This is a genomic window from Bacillus cereus group sp. BfR-BA-01430 (assembly GCF_022663115.1).
GTDB lineage: Bacteria > Bacillota > Bacilli > Bacillales > Bacillaceae_G > Bacillus_A > Bacillus_A cereus_BD.
The window spans coordinates 519,029-540,255 of the sequence record NZ_JAKUEW010000001.1; the positions used below are offsets into that span (position 1 = coordinate 519,029).

A 21,227-nucleotide genomic window follows, 5' to 3' on the forward strand; every position below is an offset into this window, starting at 1 on the left:
GAGCGTCTTATTTATTTTACAATAAAAGTGTGAAGAGGAGGAGAGAGTGATGGAGAGAATTGCATTATCAAATGTAGGAGATACGAAATTTCAAAAGTTATTAGGTCATAATCCAGATATATTACATTCATGGAATGCGTTAGAGAACACACTATATCATACAGGAAATCTTTCGCCAGAGTTGAAGGAGCAAGTAAGAAGAACATTAGCGTATGGGAATGAATGTCCGTACTGCATGGCAAAGGGAAGACCTGATGATATGCAAAAGGTGGAAGAAATTAGTGTAGCAGTTACTTTTGCACATACATTTGTTCATGATCGAAAGGCGATAGATGATACTATGTTTCATGTATTAAAACAATATTGGACGGAAAAAGAAATGGTAGAGCTTTGTGCGTATATTTGTTTTATTACTGCGTCGCAGCAACTTGGTTTTGTATTTCAATTACAACCAACCGAAGGGGAAAATGATGATGAATCAAATAGCGCTTATCATAATTGATGTACAAAAGGCGTTTCAATTACCATACTGGGGCGAGAGAAATCATCTTTTTGCTGAAGAAAATATAAAAAGTTTGTTGGAAGAATGGAGAAAAAGGAAACGACCAATTTTTCATATTCAACATGTAAATAAAGAAAATGTTCAGTCGATGTTTTATCCCGCTATTTTAGGGCAGTAAGTCTCCCACCTCAAGATGCAGAGAAAAGCAAGGAAGATAGGTGGGAGTAGGGCTGCCCGTAACAGCCCGATTGGTGAGGGCTCATAATCCGTGGGGGATGAAGAAAACCCCCACGGATTAAAGTTTCACTTTATCAATATGCAGAAACAGTAAGCTTCAAAGAAGAAGTGAAACCATTAACAGGTGAAGTGATGATTCAAAAAACGGTTAATAGCGCGTTCATTGGGACAAATTTAGAAGAACAATTAAGAGAGAAAAAATGTAATACGGTAGTGATTGTAGGATTAACGACAAATCATTGTGTGGAGACTACAACACGAATGGCAAGTAATTTAGGGTTTACAACGTATGTAGTGAGCGATGCAACGGCTACATTCAACCGGACAGGGCCAGGTGGTATAGAGTATAGTGCAGAGGCAATTCATAATATGACACTTGTAAATTTACATGAAGAATTTGCTACGATTGTGGTGACAAAAGAGGTATTAAAATTATTTTGAGAAAATAATTGCATAATTATATAGAAAAAAATAAGAATATTTCGTATAATTTAAGTATAATTATTTTGAGAAATAGGGGTGGCAGTATATGGAGCAAATTCCAGTGAAAAAAATAGAAACCGTACTCGTTTTAGCAGAGGATGATAAGCAAAAACAAAAAGAATTTTATGAACTGTTACTTACGACTCATTTTTATGTTGCTGGTACAATTGAAGCAGAGGATTCAGCAAAAGAAGGAACGTTGCGTTTACGCCATTTTCAAGGAGAGGACAGATGGATTGTTCCGTTCTTTACGCAATTGGAATTTGTAAAAGAAGTATTGCCAGAAGATACGCCTCTTATTACGATACGTGGTAAAGAATTGTTTGAAAGTGTGGATAAGGATGCAACGGCGGTATTAAATGTAGGCACGGAAATAAGCAAAACATTTATTCCTGAAGAAATCGCAGATATTGTGTCTGGTCGCATCTTTCAGTATTACAACTAAAAAAGAAAAGCCATTTCGGCTTTTCTTTTTTAGTTTGTAAATGGCACGATACCGGAAGGGATAGAAACTGTATTTCTGTTTGTATTCATTGTGACCGTAATCCCAAGGGGAATCCCAATATTAGGGCTAATGTGTCCAATTGGTAAGCCGAATAGAACTGGGATATGATGCGGTGCAAAGTATTCGTATAATATCGTTTGTAACGATTGAGATGGTTTTGAAGGAATGCAGTCATGACAGCTTGTAAAAATAACGCCTCGGCATGTATTAAATTTTCCAGATAAATGGAGTTGGTTCAACATGCGATCAATGCGATATGGTTCTTCTCCAATATCTTCAAGCAATACAATTTTATTTACTGTATCGATTTCAAATGGTGACCCAAGTGTACTTGTCAGCACAGTTAAATTCCCTCCAATGAGTGTTCCAGTAGTGAAGCAGGAAGGGGCTGGTACAATACATTCTGATGTCGTCAAGATAGATGAATAGGGATGGAAGAGCTGATTGAAAGAAGAAAGCGATAGAGAATCTATCCCTTTTCCTAATTCTTCAATCATCGGTCCATGGAACGTCACGAGGTTTGCATAGCGTGAAAAAGCAATATGTAAAGCTGTAATATCGCTATATCCCCAAAAGATTTTTCGATTTTGTTGAATGAGTTCATATTGAATGTGAGGGAGGAGACGAGCACTTCCGTAACCACCTCGTGCACAGAAAATTGCCTTTACTTCATTATTTGTAAAGGCCTCATGTATATCATCAAGACGAACTTGATCACTTCCAGCTAAATACCCATACTTCTCATAAACACTCTTTCCCATTATTACGGATAAGCCCATCTCTTGTAATACGTTCACACCTTTTAATACATTTTCAAGTGCTGGTGGGCCAGACGGTGCAATAATCATTACTGTATCACCTTGTTTTAACGCATTTGGATATATCATTGTTTTCAGCCTCCTTCTCTTTCAATATATTCGCTTCGTATGAAATTCAATCCTTGTAAGAGAAGGGGAAAGCTTGTCAAATAAAGAAGATATAAGGAGAATAGGAGGGAGAATGATGTTTACAAGTCGAGTTACAGACATATTACCAATTAAGTATCCGATCATTCAAGCAGGTATGGCAGGTGCGATTACGACGCCAGAACTTGTGGCAGCGGTCAGTAATAGCGGAGGATTAGGCACGCTTGGAGCCGGCTATATGAGCCCAGAAAAAATTCGTGAAGCGATTTATAAAATAAGGCAGTTAACTCATAAGCCTTTCGGTGTTAATTTACTTTTAACGAAAGAGATACAAGTAGAAAAAGAGAAGGTAAATGAGGCGAAAGTCTTACTTAATGGAGTGAATAGAGAGTTAGGTATAGAGGAAGAAGAGGTATTAAAGCTTCCAAAAAGTTATAAAGAACAATTACAAGTGCTAGTAGAAGAAAAGGTACCGGTCGTTAGCTTTGCGTTTCAAACGTTAGAACAAGAAGAGATAGATGCTTTAAAACGAGAAGGAATAAAAGTAATTGGAACAGCTACTCATGTAAGCGAAGCGAAGGTGCTTGCGGAATTAGGAGTAGATATTATTGTTGGACAAGGAAGTGAAGCGGGAGGGCATAGAGGAACGTTTATCGGTAAAGAACAAGATGCTATGATTGGTACGTTTGCGTTAATACCTCAGTTAGTAGCAGCAGTCTCGCATATCCCGATTGTCGCAGCAGGTGGTGTAATGAACGGGAAAGGGTTTGTTGCTGCGTTGGCATTAGGTGCAGAAGGTGTTCAAATGGGATCAGCCTTTTTAACGAGTGAAGAAAGCATTACACATGATGTATATAAAGAGGCCATATTGCAAAGTACAGATACGAGTACCACTGTTACGAGAGCATTTTCTGGAAAATATGCAAGAGGCATACGGAATATTTTTATAGAACAGCATGAAGGAAAAGAGGATAGACTCCCAATGTATCCAGTGCAAAACGTATTAACTTCTAAAATACGCCAAGAAGCAGCGAAACAAAATAAGAAAGAATATATGTCGCTTTGGGCAGGACAAGCATCATCATTAGCACGAATAGAATCAGCTAAGCACGTAGTAGAGCGAGTTATGACAGAAGCGGAGAACGCCATTGAACAATTAGAAAATGTATATAAAAAAAGACCACTTGAGTAATTCAAGCGGTCTTTTTCTTAGTTTGTTTTATAAAATTGTTGGATGGCCTCGTCGATGTAAACCCAGCCTTTCCAACCTAAGTGCATATGATCTTTTAGGAAAAACGTATCATATTCATGATTTGAGAAGTCGGCAATTGGATATCCAGCTTTCTTAATTTGCTCATGAACTTTTTTGTAGTACAATTCGCGGCGTTCTTTCGGGAATCCAGCGTAATCGTACCAAGTCCCTTTGACAGGAACAGAAATGAAGATTGGTTTTGCACCTGTTTGCTTTAATAAGTCAAGTACAGTTTGTAAATCTTCATACTCTGGAGATTGATCATAAGCATCATGTTTTAAGTATCCTTGACGTTGTTTCAATTTCTTTTTAATTTTTTTATTGAAATAATGATCTTCGATACCATATTCATTCGATTGTGATTCCATTTTACCAGTTTCATCTGCATATTTACGCGCTTCTTCCCAGTTCATTTGTTTCAATGATGGATCAAGCTTTTCTTTTGGTGTTTTAATATGAAACATTGCTGTAAATAAATCTTTACGATCTAAAATATTGCGATACAGATAAGCAAAAGGTTTTACAGCCATTGCTTTTATTTTATGCTCTGTATCATCATAAACAATACCTTCTAAAGAAGTTTTCAACAATGTTTCTTTCTTTACAATTTCAAAGTTTAGCAAACGCTTTGCAATTTGTTGTTTCATTTCCGGTTTTAAATCATTGTTGAAAATGAAATGATATCCTTGTTGCTTAGAAAAGTTAGGTGCAAAATGCGTTTCGTCAATACCGTGTGGGACAAACCATTGAGGTGAAAGAACAAAGACCATTTTTTTATCTTTTAATTGATCCATTGTAGATGCAAAGTTTAATACATGTACAAGGTTCTGTGTTCCACCTCGGCCAAGAAGGAATGGTGTGAATCCTTCTGGTTTTACTTTAAAGTAATTGGATGGATGAAAAGCATCCATTCGAGCGAACTCCGATGAACCATACATCGGAAGATATTTCGGGTCTTCTAACATTTTTTGCTGTAAAATCATACTTTGAATTTTTTCTTCTTGTAAAGAAGTAGCAGCTCGTTCTACTTTCTTATCACTGACAAGTGGAAGTAGAAAGCGTGTTGGAATAAGTAAGAATACAGCAAAAAGGGCCAATGCTAGAAGCATCGGTCCAAATTTTGCTTTGCTCATCGGATTTCTTCCAATTTCTTAATAACCATATTTGGTGTTGCCCACTCATCACGGTCGAAATCAGAAATAGAAACTTCAATACCTAAGCGCTCTTGGAATTCTACTAATAAAGATACAACAGCGAAAGAATCAAGAATACCTTCTTCAAATAATTGAACATCTAGATTTTCTTTCACAATATCGTTTTCACATACTTCTTCTAAAATATCTAATACTTGCTCTTTAAATTCTGCCATTTTAAAAATCTCCTTTATATCCGAAATGTATTATATATGCGAACTTCTTAATGAAATAAGAAGTGATGCATTAAAAGTATCTGTTTAGGTGACCAGAGAAGATTAGGAAACCGAAACAGACAAAGTGGAATGTAATTACAACTGCAAGAATATGCATCCATTTATTATTTGGCCAAAATTTATGCTTCTTGTTTTTTCGTTCGAAAATATCGAACAAGATAAATAAAGCAGCATGATAAAGACCGTAAATAATATATTGATATACATGCTCACCAGTAATATGCCAAATCCCCATAATGAAAAAGTTTAAAAATGCGCCGATATATGAAATCGTATATCTATTTTTCAATAACTTTTTCTTCGTTGCAAAAAAGACAAAGCGCATATAAATAAAGTCACGGAACCAGAACGATAAACTCATATGCCAGCGATTCCAGAAATCTTTAATGTTACGACTAAGGAACGGCTTATTAAAGTTTTCAGGCGTTTTAATTCCCATCATATAACTTACACCGATTACGAATGCACTATAGCCAGCAAAATCGAAGAATAAATAGAAGCTATAGCTATACATGTAAATTACATTTGAAAGAAAAGTATCTTGTTTAGCAAATGCCGCTTCCATAAGATGTTGATTTATTAAATAAGCAATAATAAATTTATACAGAAAACCTTGGAAAATACGGTTTATTCCTGTATAGAGTAGTTGTTGATATTCCTCACTACTAGGTGGCTTTTGAATATCTTTTTGGAATCTTCGATAACGATCGATAGGTCCCGTAGAGATAGCAGGGAAGAATAAAACGAATTCCCAGAAATTAAAGAAGGAAAGTTCTTTAATTAAATTATCACGAACTTCAAAGACCATTTGTACTGCTCTGAATGTTACGTAAGACATACCTAAGAAAACAACAAATTTTAGTTCCGGTACAAACGGTGCGATTTTGGCTAAAATAAGCGGCAAAATCGACAAAATAACAGCCATGCAAAACATGAACGTGTTATTATTTTGTTTTCTCAAATGTAAATAGCCTCGAATAAGGACATATTGCCAAATAATAAATACTGCTAACATAATGGCTTGCTTTGGTTTATCAGAGAAGATAATCGCAAGCATAACAAGTGTTAAAACAGCGTTATATTTTCGCAACATTTTACCTTTTAATCCGGCAATAATCGTAGGGATTAATAAAATGCCTACAATCACGAAAAAATAAAATGATCCATATGCGGTCATGCTGTAACCTCACTCAATAATTTTTTGCGATCTACCTTTCCATTTGGTGTCATTGGAATAGAAGATTGATACATGAATTTACGTGGAATCATATAGTTTGGTAATCGCTCATTGAGTTCTTTTTTAATTGCCGATGTTAATTTAAATTCCTTTTCAAACGAATGCTCTCCAGGAACAACAACCGCTAATAAATAATCGTATTTCTCACCTTTTTTAATTGGAACAATAACTGCTCCTTCTACGTAAGAACATGCACGAAGATGATGCTCAATTTCTTCTAATTCCATTCGATACCCATGAAGCTTAATTTGGAAATCAAGACGACCATTATAGAATAGAAGACCGTTTTCTACATAGCCAGCATCGCCTGTTTTATAGGCACGCTCGCCGTCAATCATAGTAAATGACTTTTCTGTTAATTCAGGGCTTCCTAAATAACCAACGCTTACGCTTGGGCCAACAATTACGATTTCACCTTTTTCTCCATCTGATGCAATCGTTCCATCTTCTTTCATAATAAGAAGACGGCAGTCGGATTTACAATAGCCAACTGGAAGGGATTGATACGTATCAATAACTTCTTGCGTAACAGGAATACTTGTTACAGCAACAGTAGCTTCTGTAGGACCATACGTATTCATAATTGTTGCTTTTGGAAAACGTTCCATTAATTTTTTCGCAACCTCATTTGGTAATACTTCCCCGCAGAATAAGAATGTTTTCATGTTTGGTAGCATACTTTCAGAGAAAGAAGCTTCCATTAAACACATTTCTGCAAAAGATGGTGTCGAAGTCCATACTTGAATGTTCGATTGTTTTAATGATGCAAATAAATCTTTTGGACGTGCAATCATATCTTTATCGATTGCCCATAGTGTACCACCTGTTACTAATGATGGGTAAATATCCATTACAGATAAGTCAAATGAGAAAGGTGCTTGGTTTAAGAATACTTGCCCTGTTTGTAAGTTGAAATCTTGGATCGCCCATTTTGTAAAACTAACAAGACAGTTATGCGTAATTTGTACACCTTTTGGATTACCTGTGCTTCCTGATGTGTAAATAATATAGAAGTTCTCATCATCTTTTACTGCATGTTCAGGGTTTGGAATTTTCCCTTTATGTGTAAAGAAAATGTCTTTTAAGTTGTTTTGAGATATAGTGCGAACTGGTAAGTCAGTTACAGTTAATTCTGCTGCTGATAAAAGAAGTTTCGCACCAGAACTTTCCGCAATACGTAGTACACGGTCAGCCGGAATAGATAAATCAACAGGAATATAAGCGTGTCCGGCTTTTACACAACCTAAGAAGCTGATAATCATTTCAGGTTGCATATGGCCATACACCATAATTGGTGAACGATCATCTGGATATTCAGATGAAATCCAATGTGCTAATGCATCAGAATCTTCTTTTAACTGTTTGTACGTAATCTTTGCATCTCGCCAAACGAAAGCGGTTTGATCAGGCGTTTCTGTCGCCCACTTTTCGATTTGTTCTAATAACTTCATAACGTTCTTCCCACCCTAAAATTCATTGTAAATAAATGTACTTGTGTTTGTATCATGAAAGCCATACAACCAAAGTAATGCAAATAAAATTGCAAGGTAATAAAAGGTTTTTGTAAACCATTGTGTGAGTGGTCGAGACCATATCTCTTTTAATCTTTCCATGTCTTTCCCTCTCTTATAAAATGATAACTCTATGTAGGTAGCATGTCCTACATAATTGTGAAAAAAACAAAATTCCACATTTTAGGTAAAAATAAGATAAAAGGCTCTTTTCTGATAGTAGCACTAAATACTAAAAAAGAAAATCCCTAACTTACTAATTATATTACAATCATCATAAATTTGTAATTGATTTGTCATGTAAAACGTAGAAATCCTGAAAGGCTGCCTTTAAAAACAAATATATTGAAATAGAGGACGAACGATTAGAAGGGGGTTATGAGGAATGAATGATAAAATGATAAAATGGCAAAAGCTTATCTCAGAGAAAAATATAATCAAGTGGCGTCGCCATCTTCATCAGTTTCCTGAACTTTCATTCCATGAAAAACAAACTTCTCAGTTTATCTATGATATATTGTGTTCCTTTTCCGCTTTTGAAGTAACAAGACCAACAAAATATAGTGTGATGGCAAAGAAAAAGGGTAAGAAACGCGGAAAAGTTGTCGCTATTCGAGCAGATATAGATGCGTTACCAATTCAAGAAGAGAATGAAAAATCGTATAGATCATTCGTTTCAGACGTTATGCATGCATGTGGTCACGATGCACATACAGCTATTTTATTAGGAGTAGCAGAGGCGATTGCAAAAGTGGAGGAAGAATGGGATGGTGAGATTCGGCTATTCTTTCAACATGCAGAAGAGGTTTATCCTGGTGGTGGTCGAGAGATGGTAAAGGCTGGGGTTATGGATGGAGTAGATTGTATTATAGGTCTGCATGTCATGTCTGGGTTAGAGAGTGGTAAAATTGGAATCGTATATGGACCAATGATGGCAGCGCCAGATGTATTTACAATTGAGGTGAAGGGAAGAGGCGGTCATGCGGCCAGACCTGAAGAAACAATTGATCCGATAGCAGTAGGAGCACAAATCATTACGAATTTACAACATATTGTTTCGAGAAATACAGGTGCTTTTGAACAAAGAGTTGTCTCTGTTACACAATTTCATGGTGGAACAGCGGATAATATTATTCCTAATACAGCATTTTTAATGGGAACGGTACGGTCTTTTCAGCAAAATGTTAGAAAAGAAGCAGAAGAAAAAATTAAACAAATTGTAAAAGGTGTTACAGAAGCACATGGCGCTACATATGAATATACATATCGCTATGGATATGATCCTGTTATTAACGATGTAGATATTACAAAAGTCGTCGAAGAAAGTGCTCGAGTGTTATTGGGAAGTGATAGCATTATACAACTAGCTCCTTCTATGGGAGGAGAAGATTTTTCTGCTTATTTAAGAAAAGCTCCGGGCTGTTTCTTTAAACTAGGGACTGGAAATGAAACAAAGAAGACCTGTTATCCACATCATCATCCGAACTTTGATGTAGATGAGTCGGCACTTATTTATGGTGCGATGCTATTTTTAGAAGCGACAATGAAACTATTAGAAGTCGAGTGTTGATATAAAGTGAAATTTTCATCAGTGGGGAGGTTTCTTAGCAATCGGATTGTTACTGCTTTCAAATAGCGGGATAAAAAAAGGCAACTGCGAGAATCGCAGTTGCTTTTATTTCTTTCCGTTAGAGAGGGCTGAGAAAGAACTATGCTCATTCATAGTATATGAATCTTTAGAGGACAAGCTTGTACCTTTTCATTATTTTTTTGAAAATAGTCATTGACTTTGATAATCGTTATCAATTAACCTAATGGTATAAATGAAATTGATAATGATTATCATTTTGGTGGATAAAGAAAAATATGTGGAATGGAAACGAATTACATAGAAAAAGTAGTATATGAACGAAGGAGAGATTCAATTGAGTAAGTTCGTAATGATTTTTGCAAGTATGAGTGGCAATACAGAAGAAATGGCAGATCACATTGCTGGAGCAATTCGTGAAACAGGAAATGAAATTGAAGTAATCGATATGATGACTACACCAGAAGCTTCTATATTAGAAGAATACGATGGTATTATTTTAGGTGCATATACTTGGGGAGATGGTGAGCTTCCAGATGATTTTTTAGATTTCTATGACGAAATGGATAAAATTCATTTAACGGGAAAAAAAGCGGCTGTATTTGGTTCTTGTGACTCCGCTTATCCGAAATATGGTGCAGCTGTCGATATTTTAATAGAAAAATTACAAGAACGCGGTGCTGAAGTTGTGTTAGAGGGATTAAAAGTAGAGTTAACGCCAGAAGATGAGGATGTAGAAAAGTGTCTTCAATTTGGTGTCGATTTTATAAAACACTTTTCTTAATGGCGAAAGGGAGATGAAGAGCAGTTGCAAAGGAAAATCTCAATTAAGATGATGACAGATTATCACTTATATGAATTTATGCGTTGTCCCCATAAATTTTATTTTCGTCATATAAAAAGGAGAGAACCTTCTTCACTTGAATGGCAACAAATCGTCCAAATGATTGTAAATCAAATTGTTCATGAATATTACTTGGCGTCAAAGGAGAAACAAACAGAAATCTTGTTACTGGAGCTATTGGAGAAACATTGGCATAAAGTAAAAACTTCTCTGTTTTCTTCTAAAATAGAATATTATATTGTGTTGGCAAAATTGACAGATCATTTGTTACAGTTTGTGAAAACAGATGAAAGTAAAACACCACCTTTATTTTTATATGAAAAAATTCAAATGTATATGGAAGAACTAGGAATCCATATTTCCTTAACCTTTGAAGTTGGTGAATGGTCTTCTCAATCTTTTGTCATAAAAAAGTATGTTGTGGATGGAAATGAAGAAATGCTTGCTCTTTGTCAGAAACTAATAACTGTATTTTGTTATAAGGGTTTCGGTATATTACCAGAGAAAATTGAAATTGTTAATTTATATAGAAGGAACTAGGTATGAATATGTTCCAAAAGATAAAGATATAATAGAAGGAATAGAGTATTTAAAGATAATGAGGGAAATGATAATAGACCCGAGGAACTATATGAAGGCTCCATTTTATTCAAAATGTGCAAACTGTGTATTTCAAAGAGAATGTGTTCGAGGAAGCCAGTCAGTAGAGACAACAATTCATTAAAATAATATCCATTTGGATTCTATTTCTTTATTTTATGTCTTGATAGGTATAAGGAATATGATATAATAAAAATTCATTATTATATATTAGGTAAGAGTAAGTGTGAAATATAGTTTTAAAAAAGAAACTGATATGATGACGAATAAAAAATCTAGTCAGTTGTTATATTGACTAGATTTTTTATTCGTTATAAATCGTATTTTTATATTCCTTAGAGACAGTACATAGTATGAAAGATGATTATTACTTATATCACTTTGATCGTAATTTCTTTAAAATATAGTCCATCAGCAGAGCTAATTGTTACCTTTGTTGTACCTCGATTCATGATTTTCATATTTAGATTACCCGCTTCAGCATAATCAGGATAGATGATAGGGTCTAGAACATCACGGTTTGAAACAGTAACTTGTGCCCCTTTTAAAGAATAATCAAAATCGAAGTCTATAAATGGAGCATGTTGAGTATTTTTATATAATTTAGTAACTGTAATTTTTTGTGAGTCAGTAACGTTTTTATTACCAAATGGTTTTGCATACCATGTAATGTTAGAGAAGTTACTAGGAACTCTACTTAATAATTTTGTACGTCCAGGGCTATCAGGAAGTTTCTTTAGATCCGTACGTACTTTATCAATATCTGTTTGTGTAATGCCTTGTTTGACAGGAGTTCCGATACCATTTGTAAATAGCGACTCTAGTAGTTCATGTGCTTTTTGTAATTCAGAAAAGAGCTGTTGTGCTTTTTTAATCTCATCTAATAGATTTGTTTTATCTTCCGTATCAGGAAGTTGATCAACTTTCGCTTTGGAGGCATCAATATCAGCTTGTGTAATATTAGCTTTTAACGTATTGTGATCATTGGCCGTGAACAAATCGTTAATTGCTTTTTGCGCATTTTGTAATTTTAGAGTTTGAGTAGCATTGAATAAATTTTGTGCTTTTTCAATTTCTTTTATTAAAGTTTGCTTATCATTGTTGCTAGAAAGTTGGTCAACTTTTATTTTAACATTATGAATATCAACTTGAGTGATTGTTTCTTTTAATGCTGTATGGAAACGATCGGTAAATAGAGAATCTACGTTTTTACGAGTCTCGTTTAATACATTTAATAGATGTTCAGCTCGTTCAATTGCTTTTTGTAATACTTCTTTTTCAGATAAATTTGATACGAGTTCTACTTTTTGCTTAGCTGCTTTGATTTCTTTTTCAGTAAGAGAGTCATTTAATATAGTGTGTTTATCATCGCTGAATAGAGCATCAACCGCTTGTTGCGCATTTTTTAATTGTGTTGCTTCCTGTTCCTTGAGCAATTGTTGCGCTTTTTTAATCTCGTTTAAGAGTTCTGTTTTATTGTTATTATCAGGAAGTTGTAACACTTTTTCTTTTGCTATATCAACCTCTTTCTGTGTTGTTTCGTTGTGAAGAACGGAATGAGATTCATCGCCAAAAAGTCCATGGACGATACTTGTTGCGTTATTGAAATGATTCAATAGATTTTGCGCTTTTTCCAATTCTTGTTGTAATTGTTGTTTATGCTTTGCTTCAGGTAAACTTAATACAAGTTTCGCTGCCGCATCAATGTCTCGTTGCGTAATATTTGCATGTAATGTGGAATGACCTTCATCAGTAAATAAACGATTCACTCCTTTGGTTGCTTTATTGATAAGTTCGTGGCTTACTGTAATACCAATTCGTGCATCTTGCTTCACCAAGGTATCTCCATAGTAGCCATAATAAGAGGCAACACTATAAATAATCTTCTGATCTTCCTCATCTTCTGGTACAGTAAATTCTTTTTGAACTGTAACTTCTTCCCCAGGTATTAAAATTTTATCAGGACCAATATCCGCATATTCTTGGTACATGCCAAGATGCCAGTCTGCTCCCCAAACGTTAGTCAAATTACGATTGCCAGTGTTTTTTATATGATAAGTGTATATGATAGTCTCGCCGGGGGTTACAACCTCTTTATTTGTTGAAACCTTTAGCGAAATTTCTGGTTTTACTACATCAACTGTAACAAATGTTTTTGCTTGAGTTGTTATTTTTTTTCCGTCAATCACACCATATACGGTAGCTAAACTACGAAGCGTTTGTCCCTCTGTAACATCTTTTGGTACAGTGAATTTTTTCGTCATAGTAATGGTTTCCCCTGGTCCGAAAGCGTTATCATTATCTAAATCGAAACGGCCTTGTAACATATTTACATTCCAATCTGCAATCCACACATCTTTAATGACTTTATTTGTGGCATTTGTAAGTTTATAGCGATATGTAATCGTTTCACCAGGCATCGGGGTTGGATTACTTGGCGTTACTTGTAAGATCATATGACCTATTTGTTCCTTACTAGTAATCTTAGAATTGTTAATTTGTTCCGTTGCAGCTTCTGAAACGATAGGTGTTGTTAATACAGATAAACATAATAGCGATGTAATAACTCTCCTACCATTTCTTTTTTTGTATGGTTCCCTCATAAGAAATCCTCCTTTAGTATGTTTGGTGTCAAAATTAACACGCAAATTACCTTATAACATTTTGGAAAAAAAATCAAACTTGTTTTTGAAAGATTTAGATTCTTTCATTTCTTTTTTAGCGTACGTCATAATGAATAAATGTTGATTTAAAGGGATTTTAAATGAGTATTTTAATAAAAATAAGGCTTGATAAATAAAATATTTATCAATATAAAATATTAATCTATTTCCAAATATGTAAAAAAAAGGGTTGAATTTTTTTAGGAAACAATATAACCTAATGGATGTGCATGAGGAAGATTTAATCACATAATTTTACATTTACAATTTTACAATAATTAACTAATTTGTTCAATTTTTTTATATTTAACACTATCTTGATAGTGTTAAATATAAAATTATTAGAGAATGGATAAGGGGGATTCGTTAAAAAATTTAACAATGAAATGATAACGCATACATACAGGTGTTATGTAATGAAGATATTTTGTTAAGGAGAGAGAAGGAATGAACAAATATCTAGTTGGAATAGGAATAGCTTGTTTATTACTTAGCACAGGATGTTCAAGTAGTAAGGAAAATATGGTTAAGCAGGAAATCAATAAACAAGAAGATAGAGAAGTGAAAGAAATAATTTTTCCTAAAGGAGTAAAAGAAACTGGGGAGGCTAGTATGCAATTAATTACGAATGGTGAACAACAAGGAGAAAATCAAATCCCAATTTTAAAAGTAGATCCTAAGCTCAATTTAGCTCAAATTCAATTGGAGTTAAAAGGGTTGAACGAAAATGAAACGGCTTATATATATGTGGATAAGAAATTTATTACAAAAGAAGAAGTAACGAAAGTATTTTCTACTTTTGTTAATTTAGAGGGAGAATTATTGAAGGTAGGGGAACATACTGTTTCTATTGTTCAATTTAAGGATGAAAAGTCTAAAAAAGAGATACGAAATTATAAAGAAGTAAAATTTAAAATTGAACAAGGTGCAGTAGAGAGTAGATAACGATTTATAAGACAATAGAATTTCCAATATGTAATTCGCAACTTACGAGTTTTTTAAAGTGATGTAAATAATTTGATAATTAAAATATTAAGTTATAAAGGTTTTGTAGAAAATATTTTTCTCAGTTTATAAAAGTTAGAGATGGGAGAAGGAATAAAAAATGAATATCAATAAAGCGAAGGGTCTTTGGATTCTATTCGTATTGTGTATGATTTGTGCAGTACTTACGAGTTTTAATGATATATCGTTTGTGACCTATATAGGCAGATTACTTTTATATGTGATGGTAGCTTTTTTGATTTTTTTGACACAGTTTCAAGGTGTGCTGTCATTATATCAAGTAGTAGTTAGTTTATTAGGCTTTGTTAAGAAAAAGAATTCATATCTGTCGGATCATAATACTGCACATATTAGATTCGCCATATTGGTATGTGCACATAATGAAGAAAAAGTAATTGAACAAATTGTGAAAAATTTGAAGAAGATTGATTATCCGAAAGAAAAGTATGATATCCATGTAATTTGTGACAATTGCACAGATGATACAGCTCGAATTGTGAGAGAGAATAAAGTGAAGGCTTGGGAAAGGCACGATAATCAGAAACGAGGAAAGGGGTATGGACTAGAATGGATGTTTCAAAATTTATTTCGATTAGAAAAAGAGCAGCAGGAAGTATATGATGCAGTTGTTATATTAGATGCAGATAACATAGTATCAAGAAACTTTTTACAAGTATTAAATGATAAGTTAATAAAAGAAAAATACGAAGTTGTTCAAGCCTATTTAGATTCAAAAAATCCAAAAGATAACTGGATTTCAAAATCGTATGCAGTGGCTTATTGGTCTACTAATCGTTTATATCAATTGAGTAGGGGGAAATTAGGGCTATCAGCACAACTTGGGGGAACAGGTATGTGCTTTACAATGAATATTTTAAAAGAGATTGGTTGGGGAACAGAAAGTTTAACAGAAGATCTTGAGTTTACAGCGAAGTATATATTGGCGAAAGGAAGAGCGGTAGGCTGGGCACATGATGCGAAAATTTATGATGAAAAACCAACGGATTTTAAGGTGTCTTTTCGTCAAAGGATTAGATGGATGCAAGGGCACATGGACTGCATGGTTAAATATTCTGGTCCACTTTTGAAGAATTTTACTCAAACATTTAATATGAATGCAATAGATATGTTCATTTATCTTATTCAGCCAACAAGAACAATGCTCTCAGTAAATTCTATTATTTTATTTTTTGTTACATACTATGGACTGCTTCCATCTTACATCATGCCATATGTATTACATCCATGGATTTGGTTTTTGATAGCGGTATCTTTTTATATACTACCTATTATAGCTTTGTTACAAGAGAAAAAGATGACGAATATAATATGGACACCTATTGTTTATATTTTTGGTTTTTCTTGGGTACCTATTATTTTTTTAGGATTTATAAAAAGAAAAGAAAAAGTATGGGTTCATACTCCGCATAATCGAGTAATGGATAAAGAACATATGATAAAAATGGAAGAGTCAGTGTAGAGAGTTAAAAAGTGGAGGAATAAAATTGAGTTTTTTAATGTTTTTTATAATAGTTTGTAAAGTGTTCATTGGATATACTGAGTTGTATGAACAATTTAATATTAATAGTTTTATAATGGACGGTTTATATATTATCTTTGTATTTTTTCTAATTAGATTTTTAGTATCGAAAAAAATAAGACCAACTTTATATAGTGTATTAAGTTTAATAGTCGGAGTGTTATTGATTACTTGTGTATTGTATAAGAGGTTTTATGGTGTGATACCGACGTATCATTCCTTAGCATTAGCAAATCAAACTGTAGAATTAAAGGAAAGTATATCTTCTCTTTGGAAATGGCAAGATTTATATTACATAGGAGATATGATTATCATACCTTTTTTGATTTATAGGGCAGGAAAAATGAACAAAAATCGAAAGGATATGAAATTTTCAAAAAAAACTATGGGCATGATTGCTTTAAGTTTTGTAGTTGTAATATTTACGTTCATCTATGTCCTAAATAAAGAAGATATATTAGATGAGAAAAAAAAATCAGAGAAAATGGGTTTTTTTTCGTATAATGTATCATTTCCAATGAGTAAGGTCTTCCCACAAAACAATTTATACGATATAGCGAATGGTAAAATAACAAATTCTGTTATAAGAGATGTAAAAGAAATACAACCTTTGCAACATCTTGAATATGAGGGCGTTGCAAAGGGGAAAAACTTAATTATGGTTCAACTCGAATCAGTACAAGAAAATGTAATCGGTTTAAAACTAAATGGGAAATCAATCACTCCGAATCTAGATCATTTACGTGATCAATCTCTGTCATTTCCAAGCTTTTTTCAACAAACAGGAAGAGGAAATACGATAGATGCTGAGTGGACTGTTAATACATCAACGTTTCCAGGAATTCATGAGCTAAATTCAAATCGATTTGCAAATCGTGAAGTTCCAAGCCTTCCTAAATTACTAAAGAAGAATGATTACGTGACGAATACGTTTCATACAAATCATGCGAAATTTTATAATCGAAAACGAGTATATAAAGCATTAGGATTTGATCAATTTTATGACCAACAATATTTTGGGAATAAAGAGGTAATCGGTATAGCAGCCAGTGATAGAGTATTGTATACAAAAACAGTACCTGTTTTAAAAAAATTAGATAAACAGAATAAAAAATTCTATGCACATATTATTGCATTAAGTAGTCATCATCCGTTCAAGATACCAAGCGATCATAAACCGCTAATATTACCAAAAGAATTAGAAGGGACACAATTTGGTAATTATATTCAGGCTATTCATTATGCAGATAAAGAAGTGGGCTTTTTAATAGAGGAATTAAAACGTGAAGGATTATGGGATAAATCTTTATTTGTCGTATATGGGGATCATCATATTATTGATACAAATGCTCTGCCAAATCATGTGAAAAAATATTTGCCTAAATCTAAATTGAAAAATGGGCAAATTGATCCATATCGCATTCCATTCATGATACATTATCCGGGGTTAGAAGAAGGAAAGCAAATTGAGACAATAGGGAGTGAGGTAGATATTTTACCTACCATTACAAATCTATTAGGTATTGATACAGGAGATCAAGTTATATTTGGGCAAGATTTGCTGAATTATAGAAAAAATATGATTCCGCAGAGATTCTTTTTTCCAGATGGAACATTTATTGGTCAAGAGTACAGTTATATTCCAAAAGAGACATTTGAAACGGGGCAAGCAATGAGTGTAGATGGAGGGCTAATTCCTTTAAGTCCAGAGATAAAGAAACAATTTGAGCAAACAAGAAAGTTACTATATTTATCAGATCAATATCTTGAGAATTTACCAAAAGCAAAAGGATAAGGTGGCTGAGTTATTATGAAAAAAATATTCACTATGATTTTATATAGTAGTTTTTTCTTTTTCACAGTTTATCGTTTCATAGATACACCGAATATACTACAGTTTTTGTTTCCTGGTATTGAATAGGGAAAATTATAGATCGTAAAAAGGGCAGGAGAGTTTTATTCCTGCCCTTACTATTTTTTAGAGGTAAATTTTTCGCATGAAAAAGTAATATATATAGTAAGGATTGACATGAAATGCTTTTCATCCTTTACGTTATACTCAAGTAAGCAACAAAAAATAAGGACATAAGTATATGGTGAGCAGGGGAAGGGAATAAGTAATAAAAAATGGAGGAACTGTAATTCATAAAAGTTTTACTCGATAATAGGAGGGGTACCAGTGGAAAATGAAAAAAAAGTATTTCAATGGTTAAAAGAACAAAATGCGCCGTTTTGGATTCGACTGCAAATTTTACAGGCATTTCAAATGCATAAAGTGATGGTTGAAATAGATAAAAAGTTAATGGCGTATGAGGAAAAAGAATATAGGGAAAGAATCTAATTCAATCCCTGCAGCATTGTTCGTAAATTTTTCAACCCATTATGTATTGCGTGTTCATCCTTTCGTTCCAAATTGTAAAGGAGCTGATGAAGTAAAGGACTATGCTGATAAAAAGAAATAATGCGTTTCATGAAGGATGAATCATGATGAGGGATAAGGGCACAGTATTTTTTATAAACATCTTCGGTAAATATACTCCCAAAGTCATGATATAAACCAGCAAAATCAAAGGCAGGATCTCCAATTTGTGTATCGCCAAAGTCAATAATTCCAGAAACTTTTTTATGCTTCTCATCGAATAAAATATGATGATGAGTAAAATCGGCATGAATCATTGTATGTTGTAAGTCGTATCGATGTAACAGTGTGAAAAATTGATGAAAAAACTTGTCAAAGGCCTCTTTCTCGAATCTTGTTAATAGATGAGAAAGATAACCATTTAATTTTATTTGCAGTTGTTTCCAGTAGGTGATTGTTTTTTCCATTTTAAATCCTAATTGTATAGCATGTTCCATTGAAATAGTATGTAAAGTCGCAAGAAATCGAGCAATCTGCATCATTACTTTTTCGCGCTCTTGTATTGTTAAGTTAGCAATCATTTGAGGTGTCAATGGTTTTCCATGAATAAACGTATAGTAACTACAAGCTGGAACAGCATCTGATTCATTTGAATACAATAGATGATAATTAGGAATTTCAATATCATGTAAAGACTTAGCTAGGAGAGAACAAAGTTCTTTTTCTAGCGGGATTCTTTTTGCAGCCGTGACTTTTCTAGGAAAGCGAAAAAGCAAAGCGTTATTTATAATAATCGCTATATTATCCCAGCCGCTTTCATTTTGTTGAAAAGAATCTATATGTAAATGCGGGAGTGCTTGTTGTATATATTGTTGAAAAGAATTCATATATCGTTCCCCGTTTCTGTTATAGTGAGAGTTCTTATTTTATAATATCAGAAATTTCTTTATTATCGAGATAGGAATGGTAATATGAACCCCATATTCATGTTTCAAAAAACAGTGATACTAATGTAGACGGTATCACTGTTTTTTATCTTCTTTTACAGGTTTTCATTTTGTTGTCCGATTTCTTTTTGTGCAATGTGGAGATTTCCTCGCTCAATTTGTTTCTGTTTATGAATAGAATTTCCGACGTACCCTTTTTTTGTTGGAACGACTCTTTTGGAAGTATGAGCATTTTGCTGTTTCATAAAGTGATCCACCTTTCATTAAAAATAAACGAAAATGATGAGTATAAGCAATATAGCAGCGAAGATGGTAATACCAACTAAAAAAGATGTATTTTTATATTTAGGGGGCTTATGAACATCTTGGCGATATCCAGGTGAAATTTCAGGGGCGAATTCTTCATCGAATGTTTTCTTTTTATTTTGTTCGTCCATATACTTTCACCTTCCTTTTTTATTTATGTTACACGTTGTAAAGAAGAACTATACATGAAAGAAAAAACTCTATCATTAGCAGTTTTTCTCAGAGTATGAGGAACATAATAAAAAGTAATATCGATACATCAAATAGCCCTTCATCTTCCTCTTTTTTTGTTGATTTTCACGATTTTTTGTTACGGTTGCTTCTCATTTTTTTATTGAAAACTATCTAATTAGAAGTTCTATCATTTCGCCATAGTAATTGAAAATAGAAGGAATCCAGATTATTATATTGTTATTGTAATTTTATTTTGTTGAAGGAGGATACATAGTATGATGAAAAAGTCGAAAGGTTCTATTGAATCAGAAATAAGTAAGGCAATTACTCAGTGGGAAAAAGATTATCTTGGGCGTGGGTCTATATCTGTTAAGACAGATATATTACGGGATATGATCATTGTGAATTTACAAGGTATTTTAACACCAGCTGAATATGCTGTTTGTGAAACAAAAGATGGTATGTTAACGATAAAGAAAACACGTTCAGAACTAGTGGAATCGGGAATAGATCATCTTAAGGATATTATAATAGACTTAACTGGAGAAAAAGTGAAAAGCTTCCATACTGATATAAGCTCTCGTACGGGTGAACGGGTAATGATTTTCAAGTTATTTCATAATCTTGAGAAAAAAATTTAATGTAAAAAATAGGTTTTTTGTGAATTTTAATGAAAAGAACTTTCAGAAATCTTACAAAGGGATTGACAAATTTTAAAATATAGTTTATCTTATAGATGTTTTAAAGACGTACAGATGTTTATTTTTAGAGCTTTAGCATTTTTTTAATCATTTATATTGACTAAATGAAAAAGCTTCTGAACATAAAAATTGAGTGTAACATAAATTTATACATCGCATAATCTAGAAGATTAGAAATATATTACTTTTTCTTTAGATAGAAGGAATAAACAAATAAATTACGACCCTTTATAAAATGGGAGCACTTCAAAAAACTTCGCTGAAGTTAGTTGAAGTGAAACCGACAATGTCCATAATTCAATGATTTTATATCATCATTGAATTATGGAAGTTGTCGGTTTTTTTATTGATAAAAAACATCTACTTGCTAAAAGAAGGAAATGAAAATTTGGAATTCTGAAAAAATCGCCTTGATGAAAAAGAGATTTTTATAAGTTAT

Annotated in this window: 20 protein-coding genes and 3 pseudogenes; 13 read left to right on the top strand and 10 right to left on the bottom strand. The window is 33.3% G+C overall.

Annotated elements, in window-relative coordinates; all coding sequences use genetic code 11:
• Positions 1-49: 49 nt before the first annotated feature.
• From MR058_RS02690 to MR058_RS02705, 4 genes and pseudogenes are all read left to right on the top strand, one after another.
• Positions 50-502, top strand: a complete 453-nt coding sequence (locus tag MR058_RS02690) for a carboxymuconolactone decarboxylase family protein (RefSeq protein WP_242142523.1) — start codon at positions 50-52, stop codon at positions 500-502.
• Positions 471-656, top strand: a pseudogene (locus MR058_RS02695) (cysteine hydrolase family protein); the annotation flags it as partial. The gene MR058_RS02690 and the pseudogene MR058_RS02695, both read left to right, overlap by 32 nt.
• A gap of 155 nt (positions 657-811) precedes the next feature.
• A pseudogene (locus MR058_RS02700) lies at positions 812-1,180 on the top strand (isochorismatase family protein); the annotation flags it as partial.
• Positions 1,181-1,268: 88 nt separating this feature from the next.
• Positions 1,269-1,667 carry an SseB family protein gene (locus tag MR058_RS02705; protein ID WP_242142524.1) on the top strand — a complete coding sequence of 133 codons (399 nt, stop codon included), beginning with the start codon at positions 1,269-1,271 and terminating at the stop codon, positions 1,665-1,667.
• 29 nt (positions 1,668-1,696) lie between these two features.
• Here the strand turns inward: MR058_RS02705 and MR058_RS02710 are convergent, their stop codons facing one another.
• Positions 1,697-2,614, bottom strand: a complete 918-nt coding sequence (locus MR058_RS02710) for a S66 peptidase family protein (protein ID WP_242142525.1) — start codon at positions 2,612-2,614, stop codon at positions 1,697-1,699.
• Positions 2,615-2,687: 73 nt separating this feature from the next.
• Here MR058_RS02710 and MR058_RS02715 point away from each other — a divergent pair, with 73 nt between their 5' ends.
• On the top strand, positions 2,688-3,824 hold the full coding sequence (locus MR058_RS02715; protein ID WP_242142526.1) for an NAD(P)H-dependent flavin oxidoreductase: 1,137 nt from the start codon (positions 2,688-2,690) through the stop codon (positions 3,822-3,824).
• 17 nt (positions 3,825-3,841) lie between these two features.
• On the opposite strand, the gene dltD is transcribed toward MR058_RS02715, so the two are convergent.
• The 5 genes from dltD to MR058_RS02740 form a co-directional block, all read right to left on the bottom strand.
• A complete protein-coding gene (dltD, locus tag MR058_RS02720; RefSeq protein ID WP_242142527.1) occupies positions 3,842-5,017 on the bottom strand; it encodes a D-alanyl-lipoteichoic acid biosynthesis protein DltD in 1,176 nt (391 codons plus the stop codon).
• On the bottom strand, positions 5,014-5,253 hold the full coding sequence (dltC, locus tag MR058_RS02725; RefSeq protein ID WP_011984169.1) for a D-alanine--poly(phosphoribitol) ligase subunit DltC: 240 nt from the start codon (positions 5,251-5,253) through the stop codon (positions 5,014-5,016). Before dltC ends, dltD begins: the two co-directional genes overlap by 4 nt.
• Positions 5,254-5,323: 70 nt before the next feature.
• Positions 5,324-6,490, bottom strand: a complete 1,167-nt coding sequence (gene dltB / locus MR058_RS02730; RefSeq protein WP_242142528.1) for a D-alanyl-lipoteichoic acid biosynthesis protein DltB — start codon at positions 6,488-6,490, stop codon at positions 5,324-5,326.
• Positions 6,487-8,001, bottom strand: coding sequence for a D-alanine--poly(phosphoribitol) ligase subunit DltA (dltA, locus tag MR058_RS02735; RefSeq protein ID WP_242142529.1), 1,515 nt, complete (start codon positions 7,999-8,001; stop codon positions 6,487-6,489). The genes dltB and dltA overlap by 4 nt, the downstream gene beginning before the upstream one ends.
• Before the next feature lie 15 nt (positions 8,002-8,016).
• A complete protein-coding gene (locus MR058_RS02740) occupies positions 8,017-8,163 on the bottom strand; it encodes a teichoic acid D-Ala incorporation-associated protein DltX (RefSeq protein ID WP_140388401.1) in 147 nt (48 codons plus the stop codon).
• A gap of 283 nt (positions 8,164-8,446) precedes the next feature.
• Here MR058_RS02740 and MR058_RS02745 point away from each other — a divergent pair, with 283 nt between their 5' ends.
• The 3 genes and pseudogenes from MR058_RS02745 to MR058_RS02755 all read left to right on the top strand — a co-directional run bounded on the left by MR058_RS02745 (position 8,447) and on the right by MR058_RS02755 (position 11,217).
• Positions 8,447-9,631, top strand: a complete 1,185-nt coding sequence (locus tag MR058_RS02745; protein ID WP_277926413.1) for a M20 metallopeptidase family protein — start codon at positions 8,447-8,449, stop codon at positions 9,629-9,631.
• Between the two features lie 355 nt (positions 9,632-9,986).
• Positions 9,987-10,433: a flavodoxin gene (locus MR058_RS02750; protein ID WP_242142530.1), complete on the top strand. Its 447-nt coding sequence runs from the start codon at positions 9,987-9,989 to the stop codon at positions 10,431-10,433.
• 24 nt (positions 10,434-10,457) lie between these two features.
• Positions 10,458-11,217: pseudogene (locus MR058_RS02755) on the top strand (hypothetical protein).
• Positions 11,218-11,464: 247 nt separating this feature from the next.
• On the opposite strand, the gene MR058_RS02760 reads toward MR058_RS02755, so the two are convergent.
• Positions 11,465-13,696, bottom strand: a complete 2,232-nt coding sequence (locus tag MR058_RS02760; RefSeq protein WP_242142531.1) for a toxin Cry1Ac domain D-VI-related protein — start codon at positions 13,694-13,696, stop codon at positions 11,465-11,467.
• 507 nt (positions 13,697-14,203) lie between these two features.
• Here MR058_RS02760 and MR058_RS02765 point away from each other — a divergent pair.
• The 4 genes from MR058_RS02765 to MR058_RS02780 all read left to right on the top strand — a co-directional run bounded on the left by MR058_RS02765 (position 14,204) and on the right by MR058_RS02780 (position 18,642).
• Positions 14,204-14,701, top strand: a complete 498-nt coding sequence (locus MR058_RS02765) for a hypothetical protein (RefSeq protein WP_242142532.1) — start codon at positions 14,204-14,206, stop codon at positions 14,699-14,701.
• A gap of 160 nt (positions 14,702-14,861) precedes the next feature.
• Positions 14,862-16,241, top strand: a complete 1,380-nt coding sequence (locus tag MR058_RS02770; protein ID WP_242142533.1) for a glycosyltransferase family 2 protein — start codon at positions 14,862-14,864, stop codon at positions 16,239-16,241.
• Between the two features lie 259 nt (positions 16,242-16,500).
• Positions 16,501-18,096 (top strand): LTA synthase family protein, encoded by a 1,596-nt coding sequence (locus tag MR058_RS02775; protein WP_242142534.1) that lies wholly within the window; start codon positions 16,501-16,503, stop codon positions 18,094-18,096.
• Positions 18,097-18,480: 384 nt separating this feature from the next.
• On the top strand, positions 18,481-18,642 hold the full coding sequence (locus tag MR058_RS02780) for a hypothetical protein (RefSeq protein ID WP_011984180.1): 162 nt from the start codon (positions 18,481-18,483) through the stop codon (positions 18,640-18,642).
• Here MR058_RS02780 and MR058_RS02785 read toward each other — a convergent pair.
• The 3 genes from MR058_RS02785 to MR058_RS02795 all read right to left on the bottom strand — a co-directional run bounded on the left by MR058_RS02785 (position 18,639) and on the right by MR058_RS02795 (position 20,044).
• Entirely contained in the window at positions 18,639-19,547 is a 909-nt protein-coding gene (locus MR058_RS02785; RefSeq protein WP_242142535.1) for an aminoglycoside phosphotransferase family protein, read from the bottom strand. The two genes, MR058_RS02780 and MR058_RS02785, sit on opposite strands and share 4 nt — an antisense overlap.
• Positions 19,548-19,702: 155 nt before the next feature.
• Entirely contained in the window at positions 19,703-19,852 is a 150-nt protein-coding gene (locus tag MR058_RS02790) for a hypothetical protein (protein WP_242142536.1), read from the bottom strand.
• 18 nt (positions 19,853-19,870) lie between these two features.
• Positions 19,871-20,044: a 2-isopropylmalate synthase gene (locus MR058_RS02795; RefSeq protein WP_242142537.1), complete on the bottom strand. Its 174-nt coding sequence runs from the start codon at positions 20,042-20,044 to the stop codon at positions 19,871-19,873.
• Between the two features lie 321 nt (positions 20,045-20,365).
• Here MR058_RS02795 and MR058_RS02800 point away from each other — a divergent pair, with 321 nt between their 5' ends.
• The gene (locus MR058_RS02800; protein WP_242142823.1) at positions 20,366-20,728 is read left to right on the top strand and encodes a Na-translocating system protein MpsC family protein; all 363 of its coding nucleotides are present in this window, start codon (positions 20,366-20,368) and stop codon (positions 20,726-20,728) included.
• The last annotated feature ends 499 nt before the right edge of the window (positions 20,729-21,227 follow it).